This window comes from Kamptonema formosum PCC 10802 (assembly GCF_000332335.1).
Lineage (GTDB): Bacteria > Cyanobacteriota > Cyanobacteriia > Cyanobacteriales > Oscillatoriaceae > Oscillatoria.
In genome coordinates this window covers 3,704,820-3,725,336 of sequence record NZ_KB235948.1, presented here as the reverse complement: position 1 = coordinate 3,725,336, position 20,517 = coordinate 3,704,820, and the positions used below count along the sequence as shown (strand labels likewise).

Sequence of the window (20,517 nt, the reverse complement as noted above, 5' to 3'; positions counted from 1 at the left end):
GGTTTCTGGGCCCTACGGCAGGCGAGCCGGTAGGGCTTTAGCCCTACTACAAACCTTTAACCACTCGTTCCCAGGCTTTGCCTGGGAACGCAGAGGAGGAGGCTCTGCCTCCTTTCGACCACAAGCAGCATTATTAGCCTAACAGCTGAACAGTGCGGTGCGCCAGAGCGCACCTGAGTAAAACTTATTCTAGGAGACTCCCATGACCAAATCCACTTCTTTCTCAGCCGGCGCAAACGATAAAGCAGTTCGCCAATCGGGATTTCTGGAAATTGAAAACTTAGTCAAGTCCTACCCTACTGCTGGCGGGGGTGAATTTGTCGTCCTAAAGGATGTCAACCTTACCATTGGGGAAAATGAATTTATCTCCGTAATCGGTCACTCGGGCTGCGGCAAATCAACACTGCTCAAGATAGTTGCCGGTTTGGAGAAACAGACCTCCGGCTCCGTGCGGCTAGAGGGCAAAGAGATCCGCAAACCGGGCTCCGATCGCATGATGGTGTTTCAGCACTACGGGCTGCTCCCGTGGCTGACGGTGCGGGAAAACATCCGGCTGGCCGTGGATGAAGTGCTGGGGAAGGCCACCCGTGCCGAAAAAATCAGCATTGTCAATGAGCACTTGGCAATGGTAAACTTAACAGCTGCAGCGGATAAGTATCCAGATGAAATTTCTGGGGGCATGAAACAGCGGGTGGGGATTGCCCGCGCCCTGGCGATCCGCCCCAAGATGCTGCTGATGGATGAGCCCTTTGGGGCGCTAGACGCCCTGACTCGCGGCAAATTGCAAAAACAGGTGCTCGACATCTGGGAAAGTCACAGGCAAGCAGTGATGACGATCACCCATGATGTGGATGAAGCGATATATATGTCTGACCGGATCGTCCTGATGACGAACGGGCCCGCGGCTACAATTGGGGAGATTCTGGAGGTGCCTTTCCCGCATCCGCGCAACCGCCAAGAACTGCGGGAATCCACGGAGTATTACGACCTCCGCAACCGCGCCTTAGATTTTCTAGACAGGTATTTCACTCAGGACGAATAGATTATAATAGTGTTAAGTTAAGTGATTGAGTGGGTCGCCTACCTCTTGTCGATCGTCCGTTTCATGTGAGAGAGGTTACAGCTGTGAAGATCAAGCCAATGTTAGCACGTCTGGAAAGCGCACTGGGCCGGCATGACATAATGGATCGCATGGTGTTGCTGCCCGAGCCGGCTGCACCCGCTTGTGATGGGGCTAACTTTACCAAACCAATCAACTTCGTCGTAGGCTATAACAGCTCCCCCAGCAGTCAAACGGCTCTGGATATTACCCTGTGGATGGCCCATCAAACTCGTTTAGCCACCCACCGGCAAGTCACCGTTCAAGTGGTCTACACTGTCAGCGAAACTCAAAGCAGTCACTGTCCGCATGTCTTGAAGCGGGCGAAAGAAGGGAGCAGCCCCTCCATTCATTACAGCAGCCGGCTGGCGGTGTCGGAATCATCTCAGCCTTTAGAGTCTAGCACATCTGTTTTAACTCAACAAACCTATAAAGCGCTAGCAACAAGCAAGCGAATGACACCGGCAGACCGGCAAAGCTACAAGACCATGTTCTCGCCTACTCACCCGTTCGAGCAAGCCGACCGCATCTTGTGGCAAGCTCGCTGTCTGGCGGAAGAGTGGCGGGGTGCCTTCAAAGCTCACCTCCGGTTTGGTGGCGTTGCCGCCGAACTCAGAAAAGTTGTGGAATCCGAATCGGCGGTTTTGCTGTTCCTGGGCTGCAGCGACGCCAACCACCCCATTGTCCGCGCTCTGGGCCCTAATTTCCCCTGCGCGGTGCTGGGCATCCCTTCGATGCTGGTGTCAGGGGCGAGTTGCGCTCCTGCCTCAGATTGCCTGTCAGTTTAACTGCTAGATATAAGGTGCGTTTTAATAACGCACCCTGCTGCTGGTGTCTGCCGGCAGGCGAATGGGGAGTGTGCCGGTGCCGGCAACCGAACACAGCAGCCTGCAGAGAGATGCCGGTTTTTTCTCTCCCCTGAACCCAGACGCGATAAATCGCGTCTGTAGAAGAAATTCCCTGATATTATGTCCGGTGGCATCGCTGTGCGGTCAGTCTCGCGATCGCCGCCGTTTCCGGCTGAAATGCTCTTCGGAGATCGTGCCCTGTGCCTAAGCCGCAGACATCAGATGAAACCTCTCGACCTTTTCCTCGGTCACAATAGTTTGGCATGCATGGGGATGCTCCCGCACACGGGTGCGTCCCCACGCCCGTCTGGGGGGTGCGCAGCGCCTGCCGGCGCAGCAACCGAGCCGGCAGGTTGCGGGACAGTCGAATGCTTGCCAAAACACTGACCCGTCTTGAGAAGGAGGAAGTTGCTTTCGATTCTTTGTTACAATTTTTAATTACTCAGAAATAGCCAAGAATAGATTGGATTGTGCCAGAGCGTTATGCAGCTTAGATTTTCTCAAGATATTGAGTCCCTTCTGAAGCGGCTAGCCGAAAAACCCCTAACCTTAGCAGATATCCTGGCGCAAACTTCGGAAAGGGGGTTTAGTTTAGTCATTGGTTTACTGGTTTTGCCGTTTTTGTTTCCCATGCCGCCCGGACTGACCGGTGTCTTGGGCATCGGCAACTTAGTCCTGTCCGTGCAGATGGCACTGGGCCGGCGCTCGCCGTGGCTTCCCAAAAAAATTGCCCGGTTGCAATTCCCCCGGAAATTTATCCTCACCCTGCTAAAAAACCTCAAACAAGTCAACTGCGTCCTCAAAAAACTGGCCAAGCCCCGGATGCGGCGGATCGCAAACAATCCTTACATTTGGCAGATCAACGGGCTTTGTATCACTTGGCTGACGCTGCTGCTCATGCTGCCGGTGCCCTTGACCAATCCCATTCCCACCGTTGGGATTTTGCTGTTTGTCGTGGCCACTTTGGAATCCGACGGGTTCTTGATGTGCGTCAGCTACGTGCTGACGGCTTTGATTACTTTGCTGTTTGCGCTGATTGCTTACCTGCTCTGGCAAATGCCCGGTCTATTTCAAAATATATTATAGTAAAAGTTATCAAATATAGCCTGTCTCATATTAGTGAGGTACTTAAAAACCCGGTTTCTTTAAGAAACCGGGTTTCTGGGCAAACACGCTCATCTAACTGAGAACCGCTATAAGTCGTGCTGCAGGAAGGGCTCGGAATTGATGACTGGACAATTTCAGGGATGGCGTCGAATTTTTTTTGGAATCCGCACCCGCCTGATCGCTTGGTGCGCGGTGCTAATAGCTGGCTCGCAGGGAATATCCGTCTTAGCAGTCCGTCAAGTCCTTTCGCTGCGGCTGCAAGAGCGGGGCAAACATAATCTCCTCCAAGAAATCCAGGAGTTCCGCCAGTTGCTGCAAGAAAGCCCAACAGCAGGAAAGGCGTCCCGCCTGTCCCCCAGCAGCACCGGCGTCTTGGACACACCGGCTCTGTTTGACACGTTCCTGTCCCGCAACATCCCGGATGACGGCGAGTTTATGCTGGCACTGCTCGACGGTCAGCTTTACAAATCCAGTCCCGTCGCTTTGCCAGAATCTCTTCGCCCGAATTCAAAATATCTGAATCGCTGGGCGAAACTAACTCAGCCAGAAAAAGGTGAGCTAGTCACCCCAAATGACACGCTCAGCTACTGGGCGGAACCCGTCACAATCCAAGGGAAAACTCGCGGGGTGTTTGTCGTCATTCAATCGGCAGCTGGGGACTGGGAAAAGGTAAATGAAACCACCGATGTCATGCTTCTGGTGACGCTAGCCGTCTCAGTTATTGCTTGCGCTCTGACTTGGATTGCAGCCGGTCGAGTCCTCGCTCCCTTGCGCTCGCTCACCGCAACCGCTAACTCGATTAGCGAGTCGAATGTCAGCCAGCGCATCCCCGTGCGGGGTTCTGATGAAATTGCGGAACTCGCCATCACCTTCAATGAAATGCTCGACCGGCTCCAAGCTGCTCTCACCAGCCAGCGCAATTTTATCAGCGATGCCGGTCACGAACTGCGCACCCCCATTACAATCATTCGCGGCCATTTGGAACTGCTCGGCGATGACCCCCAGGAACGAGCGGAAACTGTAGCCTTAGTTCTCGACGAGTTGGAGCGGATGAGCCGATTGGTTAACGATTTACTGCTGCTCGCCAAAGCCGAACGCCCCGATTTTTTAACTTTAGAAACTGTGGGAGTTTCCGCCTTTACCGAGGAAGTGTATGCTAAGGTGAAAGCTCTGGGAGATCGTGACTGGCAGTTGGAATCTCAGGCATCAGGTAAAATTGTAGCAGACCGGCAGCGCCTGACGCAAGCCCTGATGAACCTCGCTCAAAATGCCGCCCAGCACACGAGTGCCGGTGACGAAATTGTGTTAGGATCGGCTTTAACCAACGGTCATGTCCGCTTCTGGGTGCGCGATACCGGCACTGGCATTGCCCCTGAGGACAGAGAGCGCATATTCCAGCGATTTGCCCGCGCCGCCAACAGCCGCCGGCGCTCAGAAGGTGCCGGTTTGGGGCTGGCAATTGTCAGCGCCATCGCCGAAGCTCACGGCGGGCGAGTGGAAGTGGAAAGCCAGTTGGGGAAAGGCTCTACTTTTACGCTCGCCGTGCCGGTGAACCCGCCTTTTGACGCCGTGGGAAGCCGGGACTAGGCAGTCGGGATGCAGAGCCTCCTTATCAAACGAGTAAACCTTCATCTTTCCCTGACTCTGCGATCTCTGCGCCTCTGCGGTTTATAAAAAAATTATCCCTAACCCCTATAACATACTTTATTTTCCCCTCACCCCTCACAATTTACAGCCCATGAACCGAATTCTCATCGCAGAAGACGAACCGCGAATCGCATCCTTCCTGGAAAAAGGGCTAAAAGCAAATGGCTTCACAACCCTCGTGGTGGGAGACGGGCCGGCGGCAATTCGCACAGCGGACAGCAACGATTTTGACCTGTTAATTCTCGACCTCGGCTTGCCTGGAAAAGACGGCTTGCAGGTGCTAGAAGAACTGCGCGGCAGAGGCGAAAAGATGCCCGTCATTATACTGACAGCCCGCGATGACGTGCTTGATAAAGTAGCGGGATTAGAAGGCGGAGCGGATGACTATGTGACCAAACCTTTCCGCTTTGAAGAATTGCTGGCGCGAGTCCGGGCTCGCTTGCGCGACCGGCAATCCCCGCGCGGCAAAGATGAAATGACACTCACCTCAGGCGACATTGTGCTAGACTTGCGGACGCGGCGAGTGTCCGCCGGCAACCGGCAAGTGGAGCTGTCCGCCCGCGAATTTACCTTAGCTGAGACTTTCCTGCGCCACCCCGGACAAGTGCTGACGCGAGAGCAGCTGCTCAGCCGCGTCTGGGGCTACGATTATGACCCCAGCTCCAATATCGTGGATGTCTATGTGGGCTATCTCCGCAAAAAGCTAGGCAGCAAGCACTTCGAGACGGTGAGGGGCGTGGGCTACCGGCTGCAATCATGAGAATCTTCTCATGTAACTTTAATAAGAATTTAATAATTACCTCCCAAACTGGGAAATAGGTGGGCATAAATAAACCGTATGTCCCCGCCTGCGTGCCAGCTTCGAGCTACTCGCAGGTGTGCGGCAAGCACTCGCTCGCGCTTATTGGCGCTGGGGCGATCCTGCAAACGGAGGAGCGTTTATTTTCGCTCACCTGCTTAATAGAGAAACGGCGGAGGAAATGTCTAGCGATGAAAAAGGCTCTTGTTTTAGGTTTAGTTTCGGCGATGCTAGGGGTGCAGGCCACACCGGCATCAGCGAAAATGGTGACTGTATCGGGCAGTGTCGTGAGCATTCACGGCGATGACTTCACCCTCGACACCGGCAAGGAGAAGATCCTCGTTGATGCCGGCAGTGAAGGCAACAATCCAATCAATCTAAGCGTCGGTGAGCGAGTCACTGTCTACGGTGACTTTGATGACTACGACCTGGACGCTTACACTATCACCCGCTCGGATGGCTCGGTTATCCAGATTGACGATTGAGCTTAAATCAACCTAACTGACGCTTTCCTCCCAAAGAAAGCGGGTTCCTTTTGTTCAAAACTAGCTCCCAGAATAACCCCATGTCAAAGCTCATGGGGTGTTACCGTAAATCAAAATCGCAGGTGAACAGCAATGGCAGTCAGCATTAACACTTTGCAGCAAGGGGTGTCTAATATTACCATAGCGGGGACAATCCTGAGCATTCGGGAAGATGAATTTATCCTCAGCGATGGCACCGGACAAATTCTCGTTGATGCCGACACTCGCGGGCAACTCCTCAACCTTTTACCTGGCGATACAGTTACGGTATTTGGAAATTATGACGATCGAGATTTTGACGCCTTTACTATCACCAAGGCTGACGGATCGACAATTCAGGGCGGCGGTGCGGTCAGTGTGTCAGGGCAACCTAAAATTTTTGGCGGTGCCGGCAATGACACCCTGATCGGTGGAGCGGGAAATGATTCGCTCGACGGTGCCGGTGGCGACGACACTCTTGCCGGTTTAGCCGGCAATGATACCCTCGACGGCGGTAATTTGGGGAACGATATGCTGTTTGGCAACCAAGGAAATGACCTCCTCGACGGTGAAGATGGCAATGACACGCTCTACGGAGGGCGGGATAGTGACATCCTCGACGGAGGTAATGGAGACGATTTCCTGTTTGGCAATTTGGGAAATGACCTCCTCGACGGTGAAGATGGCAATGACACGCTTTACGGAGGTCGGGATAGCGATACCCTGGATGGCGACAGTGGCAATGACTTCCTGAGTGGGGATATTGGCAGTGACAGCATTGATGGCGGAAATGGCAATGATACGCTCACCGGCGCGGGTCCGACATTAGGTGCCGGTGAGGTGGATATCCTAATTGGCGGTGCGGGGGCAGATCGCTTCATTCTGGGGAATAGCACGAGTCACTTTTATGATGATGGCAATGCGGCGACATTAGGTGCCGGTGACTACGCGCTGATTGCTGACTTCAACCTCAGTCAAGATGTGATTCAACTTAAGGGATCGGCAGCCAACTATGTGCTGGGGACATCCCCCACAGGAGCCCCCGCCGGCACAGCCATCTATCTTGACAAACCCGCTAGCGAACCCGATGAGTTAATCGCCATCGTCCAAGGGAGCACAGGGCTGAGTCTTGCAGCTGGCTACTTCAGTTTCACTGGATGATAAGTTTCTCATCTTTTGTGAGGTACTGAGAAACCGCACCGGTGCCGGTCGTCCCCCTTGGGCCGGCGGGCCAAATGGTCGGAACCGCCAGAAACAAGACTAATACCAAGTTGGCACAGATAGTATTTTTTCCTGGGGCTTGAAAGGCTTTACACTCGCCTAACAGAGTCTAAGAAACCCGGTTTCTTAAAGAAACCGGGTTTCTGGTATCCGGCTGTACAATATCGTTCCCAGCCTAAAGCTGGAAAACAAAATCAGGAGACGGAGCCTCCTTTGACTTCTATTGTTCTATAAAATTCCCGGAAGTTTTTCAAATTAACATCTAAAATTATTCAGGTTTAACTGCTAGCCGGCGGAGAAGTTTCACTTACCATTACTTGTACAGCAGCTTCCCCCGCCATCACTTCGGGAGTGAGCGTCTGAGTAGCTTTTCGCTTGCGCTCGCGCCCAGCTTTTGCAGCTTTTTCGCGCTCCCGCCCCTTGGCGATCAGTTTCTTGTAGCGCTCGTGCTTGCTTAAGTTCATCGACAGGAAAATGTGTTCGCGGGTATTAACAAAACCTTTCCGGGTAAAAAACTTGACCGCCGGCACATTCTCCGGATCGGTGTCGGCGAGCATGAACCGCGCCCCATCCTCTATCATCCTTTCCACCAGCTTGTCAACCAGCTTGTCCCCCACTCCCCGGCGCTGAAACTCAGGATTCACCCCCAGCCATATAACATATCCATAGGTCCAAGATGCCTTGCTGATAATCGTCCCCAAAATGAAACCCGCCAGCTTATCGTCTATTTCCGCAACCAGACAGTATTCCGGATCGGTGTTGTAAAGCCCAATCACCTCCCACTCGTCCCACGTTCGATATAAAGAGGGGTACAAATCACTGGTAAATAAGGACTCTCCCAAGTGGTAAACGGGAGCGAGGTCGTCAATCTCCATCTCTCGGACTGCAACTGAGGAATAACTCCCGTTACTTTTATTATTACTAGAGTTCGTCATGACTTTTGATTGCTTTTATCACTTATTGGTGATGAATTCCTGTATGCTGCCACCAGCTAGCTAGCAGCCTAATGCCGGCGGAAGCGCGGACAGACTAGCCCTCAGAAACCCCGTTTCTTAAAGAAACCGGGTTTCTCAGTACCTCTGAAAAACGCTATAACTCTCCCACCCAATTCGCTGCCTCCGCTGTTAAATCAGCTACATTTGCTGAAAAATCCTTGCCAGCGCACGAGCGCTGGCGGCAAACAGCTGTAAATTCCCCAGACCCACCCTCACCGATTTCAACAGACCAGCACGCGGTAGTTACATTAACATTGCCCCGTACACTTGTGACAGTGCTGGGCTTATTAATTTATGAGGGGTGCGGGATTTGAACCCGCTAAGGCATAGCCCGTCATGCCTGCCATCCAACTTACCCAGTTGGCGGGCTGTACTCGCTTCTGCCGAACCGGCTACCAACTCAACTCTTATTCTAGCAAATCCACCGTCCAGTTTTTCTCTTGAATTTTTGTGTCAAGCTCCCGATACTGCTTTGACATTTCATCCATTTTCTTTTGCAACTCAGCCACGTTAACTGTGCTATAATATTTAACCTCCGAGCGAGTGTACCTGTCCATTCTTACAGATGCCTTTTCAACGACAGCCTCATAGGCGCGGCGCTTTAGCAAAAGGGTGTCTCTGGCAGCCAGCGCATCGGATAAAGTAATTCCCTCCAACTCGGTCTGGGAATTCGTTTTGTTAATCTTCGTGATTAGACCGGCAAGCTCATTCAGCGTTTGGTCTAGCTCAGCAAAAAGCTCTTGCGGATTCTCTGGAGGCTGCTCTCCCTCCTGAATTTTCACACTTGCTGTCAGCCTCTGTTTCAATTGCTCGATTTTCTTTTGACAGTCGGCGCGCAATATTAGCGCTTCAGCCAGCTTCATATAAATTTTGGATGCGTGGATTTTGGATGCGTGGATTTTGGATGCGTGGATTTTGGATGCGTGGATTTTGGATGCGTGGATTGGGCATGGCGCATGGGGAAGATTCTTCGCAATGCGATGATGCCCCCTGGCCCGCCGCCATGCCCAATGCCCCATGCCCCTCAGAGCGCTACCTCTTCAATAGTAGCAAGACTTGGCAGCCGGTCAACAGCCAGCGCATCTTGCCGGCGATCCTGGGTGCGCCCGCAGCGAACCGCAAAGGGACAGGACCGGCACTGACCGGCTCCCTCCGCCACTTGCGGAAAAGGCTCTCCCGCCTCTTGGTAGCGCTGCAGCCAGCCGGTCAAGTCGCTCAGCAGGCGCGTTAAATCCGCCAAAGTTTTCTTGTGCTGGGTGGCATTATAAGCAAATTTCAAACTTTGCGGCACCGGCACCCCCTGACCGGCAGACTGGACAAACCAGTAAGTCATAGAAATCTGCTTGGGCAAATAATAGCTCGTTTCCGCCAAAACATAAAGATACAGGCGCGTTTGCCAGTTCTCGGCCAACTTCTGCCGGTTTTGCGGGCGGGGATAGGTTTTCCAGTCCAGGATTTGGGCGTGCTTGCCTTGAGCAATCAGCAAGTCATAGCGAACTGTCAGCAAATATCCGTTAAAATGCAAAATGCGCTCGTGTTCCGCTTCTCGAAAAACCCGGCTTTCACCGGCACTCTCCGCCGCAAAAATTTCTGGCGCAGCCCCTTGCAAAGCTGCCAAGCAGCCCTGCAGTTCCGGGTCCTCTCCCACAAGCGATTCGATGGGCAAACCCAGCTCTCGCTGCTGCATGAGCAAGTGAAACCTTGCCCCCCAAACGAGCTGTTCTTGCTGTTCCGGCGATGCCGGCGATCCCAGCTGCTCGATATAAGTCAGCTGAAATTTGCGGGGGCAAGTGTCAAGCAGATTCAGCTGGCCTTGAGACACTCTCATACTACCCCTTTGTGAGCACGAACACGCTGCCCTCATTGCCGCGACCTATCCGCATGTCCGCATCTAAATATGTAATATCCAGCCAGCCTTGCTGCTCGCGACTGTCCAGGGGAAAATCCAGGGCGGCAAATTTTTTCCCAGCTTCTATTTGGGCGATGAAAGAAGCCGGCGACTGATAGCCGGTCAAGCGCTGCAAGCCGACAATTGAGCGGTTAAATTTAACTTGAACTCGCCGTTCCGAAACCGCCTCGAAGGTAGCGGCAACGCTGACCAGCCCTTCCAGATAGGGCAAGCCGCACACTTCAGCAATGTTATAAATTTTCGCCTCTCTGGCGCGGACGCACTGATAAATTTGTCCCAGCTTAGCCAAAGGGAGCCGGTCAAGGTTCAAAAGACCCCGACTGGTGGTGTAGACCAGCCGCCAGTCGCCATCGAGCAGCTCGCTGGCTTCCACCGGTCGCGGCGTGGGGTTGCGGTCTTCCAGCTGCGCCACTGCCGATAAAATCGCTTGTCTGTCCGTTTCTGTCGCCAGCAGTCCGCGATTTTTGCCGGCAATCGCTTCCAACAGTGCTGCTTTCCCAATCATGGCTATTTTGGATTTTTTATTTTGTATTTTGGATGCGTGGATTTTGGATTGGGGCTTTGGTTCCAGAAACCCGGTTTCTGGGAGAAACCGGGTTTCTTAACCGGGCTTCCAGAAACCCGGTTTCTGGGAGAAACCGGGTTTCTTATTATTGCAGCCGCAAGATATCAAATTTTATCAGATAGACCAGAGAGCGGGACAGATACGCCACTGCTGCGGCGTCTGCACCGGCAAAGCGGCGGAGGATTTCCCCAACAGACAGAGGCCCCTCTTTTTCAATGGTGGCTAAAATCCGCTCAAGGGTAGATGCCGGCGCTCGCTTCCCGCTGCCAAAATTCCCGATCCAAAAGCTTCGCAGCTGGTTCAGGCTGGCCGGTGCGGCCATTGGGCCCAAGCCGAGAGCCATCTCGCTGGTGAGCTGGGCTGTGGGGTAGTGGCCAAACAGGCGGAAGGGGTCGTCGCACAGGGGATAGGGGGGCGCGCCGGCAGGCACGGGGACGGACTCCGGGGCACTGGCGCGAACCGCTGCCATTTCGGCCCACAGCGCCTCATAAGCAGCAATCACAACCTTCCAGTCGTAGACCTCCCGCGCCCGAGCGCGGCCATTTTCGCCCATGCGCTGTCTCAGCCCGTCATTGCTAATTAAGGTTGCCAGAGCTCTCGCGCAAGCCTCCACATCCACAGCCGTCACCATCGCCGCATGGCCAATATAAGTGCTGTAATTCAAGCTGTCATTAATATAACTCCATACTAGATCGAGGGCGGATGCCGGTGGGGGCGTCAGGGTGGGAATTTTAAAGCCGTCAATTTCGTGGCGCACAGACTCCTGATACCCGTCCCAGTCCGAGACAATTGCCGGCAGTCCCGCCGCCATCGCTTCCACCGGCGTCAGCCCAAAGGTTTCTTGGATATTGTCCGACAGAGAGATAAAAATATCTGCCGCATGCCAGATGCCGGAACGAATTTCTGGCTCGCGCCCGTCGGCAAAGATCGCGCGTACAGACGGGCAGAACACCTTAGGGGTATTTTTGAAGTCCTGCTCATCTCTGGCGTCCTCAAACCAGCCGGCTTGGATCAGGTGAACCTTAGCGCCGGTGAGTTGAGCCGCCCGTTCCAGCGCCTGATACATGGGAACCGGATGGGCTTTGGCAGAGAAAATTAACCGCCCCACGAACAAAACAGCGATGTCACCGTCGGGAATGCCGAGTTTTTGGCGCAGCCGGCTGCGGGTGTCTTTTGCCTGCTGTCCCCCCTGGAAGGCATCACAATCCACCCCGAGGGGGATAACCGGCAGCATCAGCGAGGGTTTGGGGGCAGCCCCGGGCAGGGCCGGCGTCCCGCCTGCGATGCGAGCGGCCAGATACTCAGCCCAGGTTCCCTGCAGGCGCTCCACCGCCGTTTTCACGGCAGTTGAGGTGCAGATCAGGGCGTCCCAAGGCTGCAGCGGCGCAACGATCAAGTCGCCAATCGCTTGCATAACGCCCTTGCTGGCGATGGTGTGGGTGACGCCGCACAGGCTGTAAGCGCGCTGGTCAAAAAATCGCCGCTGCCAAGCCAGTTCGCCGATCAGCGGGTCGGGTTTGTAGAGGGCACCCGGTTCAGCGAGCAGTTTGGCATCCTCAAAGGGCAGCCACCGCACTTGCCGGGGGCGCTGTTTCGCCCAGGGGTCTATGCGCTTGCAGAAGTCGGCGAATTCGTCACGGTTCTTAGCGCAACAGTACAGGCGCTCAGCGGTTCCGTGCCCGACTAAACCTTTGAGAAAACCCTCACCCGCCGCTTGGCGACCGAGCAGCTTTTTCCCGCTCGTATCGTAACCGTCCTTGAGATAAAGGACTGCTGCAGTCGTGCCCATCCTCAGGTCGCTCCCGGTAAACTCTCTTCTCGACAGCTTGACAGCTGATCGTAATCATATTCTCAACCGGCTCGTGTAAGATACTAATGGCTCGCTGCCGGAGCGGTGAGCTAAAATGTCCGAGCGCCTTTAGTTGTGGGACTTGCCACTATGTATAACCCTTCTTTGCGTGAGGAACCTCGCAATCAGCCAGCTGAGGTAATTCCACTCAAGCAGGAGACTTCCTTTCTAGACTGGCTGGATGCCAACGGTCGCCTGATCGCCCGAGACGCCCACGATCCCGACGGCTTTCTCGATGATGAAGAAGAGATTGATGCGCTGATTGTCGATGAGAACAGCTACGACCTCGAGGACGATGGTGACGATGACGACCTGATGGTCGATGATGAGTAGCAGCTTGGGGCGCTGCCAAGGGCGTCGTGAGTGGGACAGTGGCAGAGTCTGGCACAGACGCGATTGACCCGCACGCTTAGCGTCTGGCTGTGAGTGGGAGAGCGCCACTTTCCCCTCCCCTCCCACCCCCGTCTCCCGTCCGCCGTCCCCAGCAATGAGCAGTAACCGGAGACGAAATTTCTGTCTTTGGAATAGGGTTGTGTTGAGTGAATGTGGAACTGTGGACGCTAAATTATCTTCTGGCTGGTTAAAACTCTCAGGCACTCGTCTGTTCTGCCTGCTAGCTGCAGGGGTGAGTGCGGCAGCGCTGATTCTGGATTTAATCTCTGGCCGGCTGGCCAATATGGGGCTGTCGCTCACCCTGCCGCTGCTGGCGTGCGCCTTGGCTGCAGCTGCCCTGGGCTCCCGTGCGGTCCCCCTGCTCCAGTGGCTGAAAACCGGGCAAGTGATTCGCGAAGATGGCCCTCAGGCGCATTTGAAGAAAGCCGGCACTCCGACGATGGGCGGGGTGTTTTTTGTGCCGGTGGGGGCGCTGGTGGGGGTGCTGTGGTCTGTCTTGGCCCAGACGCCAGATGTGACATTTGTCTGTGCTGTCTGTGCCCTGACTCTGGCTTATGGCTTCATCGGCTGGCTCGACGACTGGCAAATCCTGCGCCGCAAGTCGAATAAAGGCATCTCCCCCAAAACCAAACTGGCGCTGCAAATCGGCTTTGGGACTGTGTTTTGCCTGTGGGCGTCAGTGAGCGCACCGGCAGCCGTCACCGCCCTCGACTTGCCCCTCGGTTTAGCGCTGCCTCTGGGGCTGCTGTTCTGGCCGCTGGCGGTGTTTGCCCTGGTGGCGGAGAGCAATGCCACCAACCTCACCGACGGTGTGGATGGGCTGATGGGAGGAATGGGGGCCATTGCTTTTCTCGGTCTAGCTGCTGTGGTGGCTCCCGCATCCCCCGGTTTGGGGATTTTCTGCGCTGGCATGGCCGGCAGCTGCCTCGGCTTTGTGGCCCACAACCGCAACCCCGCCCGCGTCTTCATGGGCGACACAGGCTCCCTAGCCCTCGGCGGAGCCTTCGCCTCTGTGGCCATCCTGACCAACAGCCTCTGGCCGCTATTTCTCCTCAGCGGAATGTTTTTCATGGAATCCATTTCAGTGATTGCCCAAGTCACCTACTACAAAGCGACCAAAGGTCCCGATGGGGTCGGCAAGCGCCTGTTCAAAATGGCACCGATTCACCACCATTTAGAGCTTTCTGGCTGGCCTGAAGTGAAAGTTGTTGGGGTTTTTTACGCGATTAACGCGGTGCTCGCTCTCCTCGCTCTGGCGATTCGTTAATTTTTATTACATTTCAGGACTTACACGTCCTAAATCATCCCAGAAGCTGCTACAATACCGAAGCCAGCATCCAAAAGTCAGGAAAAATGGAGGAATGGAGACTTGAGAGGTTATTTATAAAGTAAATATTAAAGGCCCGCGCTCGCTCAGTAGGGAAACGATCCCCCCTACCCCTCCTACAAAAGGGGGGAACTTTCAGAGCCAACCATTTTTAAGGGGGCGGGGAGATATAGATTTTCTTTATAAATGACCTCTAAGAATTCTTGATTCCCCTCGATTCTGGCTTCGGAATTCTTCTAGGGATATTTTTAGGTTTGCACTTTTCTGACTGATGGGGTAAAATAAGACTTAGTAAGTAGGGGCTATTAGTAGATTCGAGGTAACGCCGATGAATGTGAAAAGTTTTCTCCGATCCTGGCTGTGTTTAGGGTTAGATATCCTGGGTATAGCCGTAACTCCTCTAGTTGCTCTGGTGAGTAAAATACAAGCCAGATATGGATCTCAAGAACTGCCAATTACCTATAAAATATGGGATTTTTTTGGGGTTTCTCCAGTGAGATATCACTACTATCAACCCATTTTTAAAGTCTCAGAACTGCCCGAAAGAATATGGATAGAAGAAGACCCTCTTTATGGAATAGATTTAAAAATTGAAGGGGAACTCAATTTATTGAAGCAATTTGAATACAACTCAGAGCTAGAGCTATTTCCCATAAAAAAGCAAAATAGCAGCTTGGACTTTTATTATGAAAATCTGTCCTTTGAGTCTGGAGATGCAGAGACGCTTTACAACGTCATTAGATATTTTAAGCCCGGTAGGGTTCTAGAAATAGTTTCGGGATTCTCAACTAGAATAGCGAAGCATGCCCTTGACAAAAATCGGTCTGAAGGAAAAGCTTGCGAACACATATGCATTGAGCCTTTTGAGAATCCTTGGCTTGAGGAACTTGGCGCTGGCAAGGTTATTAGAGAAAAAGTCGAGACTCTGCCACTTAGCACCTTTGATATTCTTCATAAAAATGACATTCTTTTCATTGATTCTTCTCATGTTTTAAGAACAGGGGGAGATGTTTTATACGAATACTTGAGAATATTGCCTACTCTTAATAGCGGCGTAATAGTACACATTCATGATATTTTTTTGCCCTTTGAATATATTCGTGAATGGATAGTAAACAAAAGGCGCTTTTGGACTGAGCAATATCTGTTGCAGGCTTTTCTCGCTTTCAATTCAGAATTTGAAGTCTTGCTCGCGCTTAACTACCTCGCACACCACTATAAAGAAGAGTTAGCCGCTAAGTGCCCAATTTTTGCTAAGCAAGAAAATCGCGTTCCAGGTTCTTTTTGGATTCGCAGGAAATAATATAGAAAAGGCAGGGTGCGTTCCCCGCCCTCTAGTCCTTCTGAGAAATAGAATGCTACCTTAAGGGAACGCACCCTACTGATACTAAAGGTAGGGTGCGTTCCCCCAGTCCTTCAAAAAAGTTGAATTCTCCCTTGAGGGAACCCACCCTACTGCTGCTGTTTCGCCCGACTCCTGATTAATCTTGACTTCTCCTGCAACTCCTGGAAGTAATCTGTTTCGGTAATTTCAGCCACTTGGCGCGCCCGCTTCCCTTGGTCAATCTCGATGGTGAGTTGCCGGACCTGCTGCTGCAATTGCTCGCTCTTTTCCCGCTCAGCTTTTAACCGGTAAGTTTGTAAAAAATCCCGGCGGATGTAAAGTTCAATGTTGTAGGCTGCAAACATGCCAATCAAGCTTGAAGAAATCAGTAAAAAGTTGTTTTCCGCCAAAACCGGCAGGGGCGTGTGGCTGAGCCAGATAGCGGCGATGTCATAAGCAAGTATCAGCCCCCAAGCGGTGAGCGCCGAGTGCAAAAATCTCAGAGGGGTAAACGCATAAGATAACATCACTATCAGAATTAAGCCTGAATAGTAGTCATAACTTCTCGGAGATGGCAGAATCACTGTCATGGCGACGATGCCCAGCCCCGCTCCGAGAATTGACACACTGATGGCGGCCTGTAGAAACCGCTTAAAATGGGGGTGGAAGCTGAAGCAATAAACTGCTAAAATGAAAGGGCAAACAATGGCGTAGCGAATCGCCCAGAGCCCGACCCTTGAATCGGGAAATAGGCAGCTATCTAAAAATCCAAAAACGGCATAGAGAAACAGGCTCAAAAGAGCCCCGGCACGGACAGTTATTAATGAGTTTTCAAAGAACTCCTCTGCAAACGTATTTTCCAGATATTCAGAAAACTGCAACGTTAGAAAATTAATCTCCCCGTCGTTCATGGACTTACAAGCACAAGATTGCGATTTTCAGGTAATATGACAGCCAGTTCAGGAGAAAGTCCCACTGCCCCTAAGTTTTTCCCTAGAGTTTCGGCGATCGTGCCGGTTTACAATGGTGAAGCGGATTTGCCAGATTTGCTCAACTGTCTGCGCTCTCAAACTTATCCGCCTCATTTGGTTGAATATTTGATAGTGGACAACAACAGCCGCGATCGCACCGGCACCCTGCTCCAAGCTGCCGCTCCAGATACCCCTATCTTATCCCCCTCCCCCCAAACTCCCCTCTCTCCTCAGATAGAGGAGCAAAAGGTGCAGCCACCCATTCGCCATCTCAGCGAAAATTGGGTGCAGTCCTCCTACGCCGCCCGCAACACCGGCATCCGCGCCGCCACCGGCGAGATTCTCGCCTTCACCGACGCTGACTGCCGCCCCGCGCCCAACTGGCTGGAAGCGCTAGTGCAGCCATTTGTCAATTCCTCTGTGGGGGCAGTTGCGGGTGAAATTGTCGCTTTGCCTGGAAAAACGCTGCTAGAACAATTTGCAGACCGGCAGGATACGCTATCGCAAAAACACACGCTAGCCCACCCATTTTGCCCCTACGGTCAAACAGCAAATCTGGCAATTCGCAGGCTCGCTTTGGAAAAAGTGGGCTTATTTCGCCCTTACCTGACTACCGGCGGCGACGCCGATATTTGCTGGCGAATTCTCCGGCAGACTGACTGGCAGATCGAGTTCGCACCGGCAGCCGCAGTCCAGCACCGGCACCGCTCAACCCTGCGCCAGCTGAAAAGTCAGTGGCGGCGCTATGGCGAGTCGAACCGCTACCTGCACGAACTGCACGGAGTTGATTTGATGCGGGAGCCAACAGCCGGAGAATACGCTTACCGGCTCAGCCGGTGGCTGCTCAAAGAATTGCCGGTGGCGAGTGTTAAGGCGATTTTCGGGAAAGCCGGTTGGGTTGATTTATTAAATACTCCGATTGGTTTGTTTTGCGCTGCGGCGCGAGCTGCCGGTCAGCGTCAAGCGCAACTCCCAGAAAGGGCGCGGGAAATGGACTGGCTGGAGGAACCTCGCTAGCGCTCCCATTCCCCCTCCAAGGGAGCGCGGGAAAGGAGACAGGGGGTGGGGTTGCGTTTTTTAGAGCCGCGATATGTCGCGTCTTTACTGCGCGAGAGTCCACTTGTGGGGTATAGTTGGCTGCATGGGTGCTGTGTCATGTCCTTGAACTACCGCACAAATATCCCCTCACCCCCCAAGCCCCTCTCCTCTTGTGGGAGAGGGGGGTGGTAGAGACGCGACATGTCGCGCCTCTACAAGATTTTTTCTCCCCGCTATTATTGGGAGAGAGGGGATGGAGGTGAGAGCCTTTTTTAAGCTGAAGTCACCTAAAGACATGATATTGCTGGCTGACACCGACTCCCCACGCCGGGGAGGGGGGTGGTGCGAGATGCCAGCCATAACAAAACTACAGGGAGGAGGGGAGGATGATAGATATAATCAAACTGGTAGACTTGCTGTTTGTGGTGGCCATTGCAGGGGGAGCCCTCGCATCGGTGTTCCTGGAATTAATGGCTATCCGCGCTTACCGGCGCTCACTCAGCGAGCTTGCCAAACCTATGGACTATTTGGCGAAGTACCTCAACAGTGACAGCAAACCGGCAGAACATAACGGCTCCACACCGCCGCCAAAGCCAGACGCTCAGAGCCTGAAATGGATTGCCAGACACTTTGCCGGTCAGTGTACGGAGGATGACTTTCTGCCCAGGATAGACAGTGGCAGTTTCGTGCTGCTGCAGTACCCTTCTATTTTAGCAGCGCCGGTGCCGCGATCGCCAGTGAGTTTTGCGCCGAATTTGCTGACGGCGCTGGGGGTTCTGGGAACGTTCGCCGGCATCTTTCTGGGGTTGCAAAAAATCGGGGTTTCTGGTATTACGGAACCGGAACAGCTGCTGACTTCTAGCACGCAGCTCCTAGAAGGGATGAAGCTGGCATTTGTCACCTCTCTGCTAGGACTGGGCAACTCGATTTTTTTGATATTACTTCTCGCTTGGGGCGAGCGCCGGCGGAGAGATCGCCGCGACAAGTTTCGCCATAAGCTCAATCAGATTGCTTTCCTGGAAACCCCAGAGCGACTGCTCTCGCGCATCACCCCGGATGCCAACCGCGATGCAGCCGGCGCGATGGTTCGCGCGGCGCAGACGATGCGTGCCGGTTTTACGGAAATTGTAACAGCTCAGCAGCGGCTCAATCCAGAAAAAATGGGCCACCAAGTGGGGGTGGCGCTGATTCCCGTGTTTGAGGAAATCCGCGAAGAACTCGCCACTCTGCGGCAAATTAAGGCGGATCAGGGTCAAGAGCTGTTAAGGAGTTTGATTGGGGAATTGCGCACCGGCGTGATTGAGCCGGTGGTGGAGCGTTTGGACGCAACCTCACAGCTGACTCAGGAAGCGTCTGTTGCGGTCAGGGAGCTGAAAAATGAGCTGGGCGGCATTTCCCAGAGTTTGGCGGAATCGATATTAACGATTCAGAGTTTCCAGCAGGATACTGTGGTTCGCCTGCAGGACTTCGCCGGCAGTTTGCAGGAAATTCTGGGCGAGTTCCAAACGGATACGAAGGGCGTTTTGCAGGAAATGGCGGCTGAGATCCAGCAGGGAGTTGACCAGAGTATTGAGGGGATGAAGGAGCAGCGAGCGGCGTTTAAACAGAGTGCGGAGGAAGCCGCCTCGACGTTCCGGGGGATTCGAGAGGACTTGCAAGCGGGTTTGCACACTCAAGCGGAGTTGGAACAGCAGCGGCTGCAAGGCGTGGGGGAGCGAATGGTGAGTATTCTCAAGGCGGCGCACACCGCATTTCAATCTCAGTCTAGCACAATTCAAGCTGTCGGTCAAGAGGCTTCTAAGCTGATGGAAGATGCCAGGGAAAATCTGGTGGGGAGCTTGCGAAATGTGGATGGGATGCTGCAAAATACGCGCGTGATGGTGCAGCAAGAGTTGCAGCAATTCCGGGAAAGCTACCAAGCGTCGCTGGTGGAATTTTTTAGCGAGCAAAACAATTTGCTGGAGTCAACTTTGGGCGAGCAGCAGCGGGGTCTGGCGCAGGTTGTGGCGGCTTTGCAGACTGCGTTTCGGGAGGAGGCGGAAAAACGCCAGCAGATGTTAGCAGATGTTGACCGGAGTATGACAAAAATTCATGATACGACGGAAAAGGTGTGCGATATGGCGAACGGGCTGGGGTTGAATTCTAGCGAGCGTTTGCAGCAGTTGCAAGAGCTGGCTCGCACGGTGGGCGTGCAGGCGCAGCAGGTGGAGAGCGCCTACAGGAGTATGGTTGGGGAATTGAATCAGGTTTTGCAATCGGTTGAGGAGCAGATGCAGGGGGTGGAGAGCGCCTATCAGAATTTGGCCGGTCAGTTTAGCCAAGCTCTGGAGCTGGGGAATCACCAGATGATTGGATATTTGGACAGGGCGACTGAATCGCAAACCAGGTTTTTTAATGAGGCGGATGTTTCGATGGCCCAAGTGTGTGCCGGTTTGCAAGAAACCTCTACGGGGCTGATGCAGGTGGCTCAATATCTGGTGGCGGCTGCAGATAATTTGGGCGCTCATAACGGGAGTAAGTAGAAAGCGGGGTTTTATCCGGGCTTGTCTCTCGGTGGCACATAGATCCAGGCGATTGAAAGAATCTGTTGGCGAATTGATAGGGGGTTTTACCCCACCCCCAACCCCTCCCCGTGAACGGGGAGGGGAGCAAAGAGGTAACCTTTCTCGTTCCCAGTATCCGCCTGGGAACGCCCCCAGGAGGCTCCGCCTCCTCCAGCCAAAATTCTCTCAAAAATTTTCTCAAAACCCCTTGCAATTGGCAGGAGTTGTGTTAGTATGGGAATAATGGAAAAGGTGCGGGCATATAAGGTCGCCGGTGGGCTAAAGCCCAACTGCAAACGACAAACTGTGGGGCTAAAGCCCAACTACGAACCTTTGGGCTAAAGCCCAACTACGAACCTTTGGGCTAAAGCCCAACTAC

General features: G+C 53.4%; 19 protein-coding genes. 13 read left to right on the top strand and 6 right to left on the bottom strand.

The window, feature by feature from the left end; all coding sequences use genetic code 11:
* The first annotated feature begins 202 nt into the window (after positions 1 to 202).
* The 8 genes from OSC10802_RS0116045 to OSC10802_RS40405 all read left to right on the top strand — a co-directional run bounded on the left by OSC10802_RS0116045 (position 203) and on the right by OSC10802_RS40405 (position 7,164).
* On the top strand, positions 203 to 1,042 hold the full coding sequence (locus OSC10802_RS0116045) for an ABC transporter ATP-binding protein (RefSeq protein WP_017717790.1): 840 nt from the start codon (positions 203 to 205) through the stop codon (positions 1,040 to 1,042).
* Between the two features lie 83 nt (positions 1,043 to 1,125).
* Positions 1,126 to 1,887 carry a universal stress family protein gene (locus OSC10802_RS0116040; protein ID WP_071593314.1) on the top strand — a complete coding sequence of 254 codons (762 nt, stop codon included), beginning with the start codon at positions 1,126 to 1,128 and terminating at the stop codon, positions 1,885 to 1,887.
* Between the two features lie 43 nt (positions 1,888 to 1,930).
* Complete coding sequence (locus tag OSC10802_RS50045) at positions 1,931 to 2,155, top strand: hypothetical protein (RefSeq protein ID WP_155967895.1); 225 nt, start codon at positions 1,931 to 1,933, stop codon at positions 2,153 to 2,155.
* 275 nt (positions 2,156 to 2,430) lie between these two features.
* Entirely contained in the window at positions 2,431 to 3,033 is a 603-nt protein-coding gene (locus OSC10802_RS0116030) for an exopolysaccharide biosynthesis protein (protein ID WP_017717787.1), read from the top strand.
* 141 nt (positions 3,034 to 3,174) lie between these two features.
* Positions 3,175 to 4,641 (top strand): sensor histidine kinase, encoded by a 1,467-nt coding sequence (locus OSC10802_RS0116025; protein WP_017717786.1) that lies wholly within the window; start codon positions 3,175 to 3,177, stop codon positions 4,639 to 4,641.
* Positions 4,642 to 4,792: 151 nt separating this feature from the next.
* A complete protein-coding gene (locus OSC10802_RS0116020; protein ID WP_017717785.1) occupies positions 4,793 to 5,461 on the top strand; it encodes a response regulator transcription factor in 669 nt (222 codons plus the stop codon).
* A 230-nt stretch (positions 5,462 to 5,691) separates the two neighbouring features.
* Positions 5,692 to 5,985 carry a hypothetical protein gene (locus tag OSC10802_RS40410; protein ID WP_017717784.1) on the top strand — a complete coding sequence of 98 codons (294 nt, stop codon included), beginning with the start codon at positions 5,692 to 5,694 and terminating at the stop codon, positions 5,983 to 5,985.
* 132 nt (positions 5,986 to 6,117) lie between these two features.
* On the top strand, positions 6,118 to 7,164 hold the full coding sequence (locus OSC10802_RS40405; RefSeq protein ID WP_017717783.1) for a calcium-binding protein: 1,047 nt from the start codon (positions 6,118 to 6,120) through the stop codon (positions 7,162 to 7,164).
* A gap of 338 nt (positions 7,165 to 7,502) precedes the next feature.
* On the opposite strand, the gene OSC10802_RS0116000 is transcribed toward OSC10802_RS40405, so the two are convergent.
* From OSC10802_RS0116000 to OSC10802_RS0115975, 5 genes are all read right to left on the bottom strand, one after another.
* The gene (locus tag OSC10802_RS0116000; RefSeq protein ID WP_026098530.1) at positions 7,503 to 8,159 is read right to left on the bottom strand and encodes a GNAT family N-acetyltransferase; all 657 of its coding nucleotides are present in this window, start codon (positions 8,157 to 8,159) and stop codon (positions 7,503 to 7,505) included.
* Positions 8,160 to 8,626: 467 nt separating this feature from the next.
* On the bottom strand, positions 8,627 to 9,082 hold the full coding sequence (locus OSC10802_RS0115995) for a DIP1984 family protein (protein ID WP_017717781.1): 456 nt from the start codon (positions 9,080 to 9,082) through the stop codon (positions 8,627 to 8,629).
* 161 nt (positions 9,083 to 9,243) lie between these two features.
* Positions 9,244 to 10,047 carry a PD-(D/E)XK nuclease family protein gene (locus OSC10802_RS0115990; protein WP_017717780.1) on the bottom strand — a complete coding sequence of 268 codons (804 nt, stop codon included), beginning with the start codon at positions 10,045 to 10,047 and terminating at the stop codon, positions 9,244 to 9,246.
* A 1-nt stretch (position 10,048) separates the two neighbouring features.
* Positions 10,049 to 10,633 (bottom strand): PAP/fibrillin family protein, encoded by a 585-nt coding sequence (locus OSC10802_RS0115985; RefSeq protein WP_017717779.1) that lies wholly within the window; start codon positions 10,631 to 10,633, stop codon positions 10,049 to 10,051.
* 145 nt (positions 10,634 to 10,778) lie between these two features.
* Positions 10,779 to 12,482, bottom strand: a complete 1,704-nt coding sequence (locus tag OSC10802_RS0115975) for a glycosyltransferase family 4 protein (protein WP_017717777.1) — start codon at positions 12,480 to 12,482, stop codon at positions 10,779 to 10,781.
* A 150-nt stretch (positions 12,483 to 12,632) separates the two neighbouring features.
* Between OSC10802_RS0115975 and OSC10802_RS0115970 the strand changes: the two genes are divergently transcribed.
* The 3 genes from OSC10802_RS0115970 (at position 12,633) to OSC10802_RS0115960 (ending at position 15,565) form a co-directional block, all read left to right on the top strand.
* The gene (locus tag OSC10802_RS0115970) at positions 12,633 to 12,875 is read left to right on the top strand and encodes a DUF3134 domain-containing protein (protein ID WP_017717776.1); all 243 of its coding nucleotides are present in this window, start codon (positions 12,633 to 12,635) and stop codon (positions 12,873 to 12,875) included.
* Between the two features lie 220 nt (positions 12,876 to 13,095).
* Positions 13,096 to 14,202, top strand: coding sequence for a phospho-N-acetylmuramoyl-pentapeptide-transferase (gene mraY / locus OSC10802_RS0115965; RefSeq protein WP_026098529.1), 1,107 nt, complete (start codon positions 13,096 to 13,098; stop codon positions 14,200 to 14,202).
* Positions 14,203 to 14,590: 388 nt separating this feature from the next.
* Complete coding sequence (locus OSC10802_RS0115960) at positions 14,591 to 15,565, top strand: class I SAM-dependent methyltransferase (RefSeq protein WP_017717774.1); 975 nt, start codon at positions 14,591 to 14,593, stop codon at positions 15,563 to 15,565.
* Positions 15,566 to 15,714: 149 nt separating this feature from the next.
* On the opposite strand, the gene OSC10802_RS0115955 is transcribed toward OSC10802_RS0115960, so the two are convergent.
* A complete protein-coding gene (locus OSC10802_RS0115955) occupies positions 15,715 to 16,497 on the bottom strand; it encodes a hypothetical protein (protein WP_017717773.1) in 783 nt (260 codons plus the stop codon).
* A 36-nt stretch (positions 16,498 to 16,533) separates the two neighbouring features.
* Here OSC10802_RS0115955 and OSC10802_RS0115950 point away from each other — a divergent pair, with 36 nt between their 5' ends.
* Both OSC10802_RS0115950 and OSC10802_RS40400 read left to right on the top strand, forming a co-directional pair.
* On the top strand, positions 16,534 to 17,574 hold the full coding sequence (locus OSC10802_RS0115950) for a glycosyltransferase family 2 protein (protein WP_017717772.1): 1,041 nt from the start codon (positions 16,534 to 16,536) through the stop codon (positions 17,572 to 17,574).
* A gap of 407 nt (positions 17,575 to 17,981) precedes the next feature.
* Positions 17,982 to 20,117: a hypothetical protein gene (locus OSC10802_RS40400; RefSeq protein WP_017717771.1), complete on the top strand. Its 2,136-nt coding sequence runs from the start codon at positions 17,982 to 17,984 to the stop codon at positions 20,115 to 20,117.
* The last annotated feature ends 400 nt before the right edge of the window (positions 20,118 to 20,517 follow it).

Excerpts from the sequence above, each read along its gene's own strand:
- OSC10802_RS0116045 (WP_017717790.1), top strand. The coding sequence starts at position 203 with ATGACCAAATCCACTTCTTTCTCAGCCGGCGCAAACGATAAAGCAGTT.
- OSC10802_RS0116030 (WP_017717787.1), top strand. The coding sequence starts at position 2,431 with ATGCAGCTTAGATTTTCTCAAGATATTGAGTCCCTTCTGAAGCGGCTA.
- OSC10802_RS0116025 (WP_017717786.1), top strand. The coding sequence starts at position 3,175 with ATGACTGGACAATTTCAGGGATGGCGTCGAATTTTTTTTGGAATCCGC.
- OSC10802_RS0116020 (WP_017717785.1), top strand. The coding sequence starts at position 4,793 with ATGAACCGAATTCTCATCGCAGAAGACGAACCGCGAATCGCATCCTTC.
- OSC10802_RS40410 (WP_017717784.1), top strand. The coding sequence starts at position 5,692 with ATGAAAAAGGCTCTTGTTTTAGGTTTAGTTTCGGCGATGCTAGGGGTG.
- OSC10802_RS40405 (WP_017717783.1), top strand. The coding sequence starts at position 6,118 with ATGGCAGTCAGCATTAACACTTTGCAGCAAGGGGTGTCTAATATTACC.
- OSC10802_RS0116000 (WP_026098530.1), bottom strand. The coding sequence starts at position 8,159 with ATGACGAACTCTAGTAATAATAAAAGTAACGGGAGTTATTCCTCAGTT.
- OSC10802_RS0115995 (WP_017717781.1), bottom strand. The coding sequence starts at position 9,082 with ATGAAGCTGGCTGAAGCGCTAATATTGCGCGCCGACTGTCAAAAGAAA.
- OSC10802_RS0115990 (WP_017717780.1), bottom strand. The coding sequence starts at position 10,047 with ATGAGAGTGTCTCAAGGCCAGCTGAATCTGCTTGACACTTGCCCCCGC.
- OSC10802_RS0115985 (WP_017717779.1), bottom strand. The coding sequence starts at position 10,633 with ATGATTGGGAAAGCAGCACTGTTGGAAGCGATTGCCGGCAAAAATCGC.
- OSC10802_RS0115975 (WP_017717777.1), bottom strand. The coding sequence starts at position 12,482 with ATGGGCACGACTGCAGCAGTCCTTTATCTCAAGGACGGTTACGATACG.
- OSC10802_RS0115970 (WP_017717776.1), top strand. The coding sequence starts at position 12,633 with ATGTATAACCCTTCTTTGCGTGAGGAACCTCGCAATCAGCCAGCTGAG.
- OSC10802_RS0115960 (WP_017717774.1), top strand. The coding sequence starts at position 14,591 with ATGAATGTGAAAAGTTTTCTCCGATCCTGGCTGTGTTTAGGGTTAGAT.
- OSC10802_RS0115955 (WP_017717773.1), bottom strand. The coding sequence starts at position 16,497 with ATGAACGACGGGGAGATTAATTTTCTAACGTTGCAGTTTTCTGAATAT.
- OSC10802_RS0115950 (WP_017717772.1), top strand. The coding sequence starts at position 16,534 with ATGACAGCCAGTTCAGGAGAAAGTCCCACTGCCCCTAAGTTTTTCCCT.
- OSC10802_RS40400 (WP_017717771.1), top strand. The coding sequence starts at position 17,982 with ATGATAGATATAATCAAACTGGTAGACTTGCTGTTTGTGGTGGCCATT.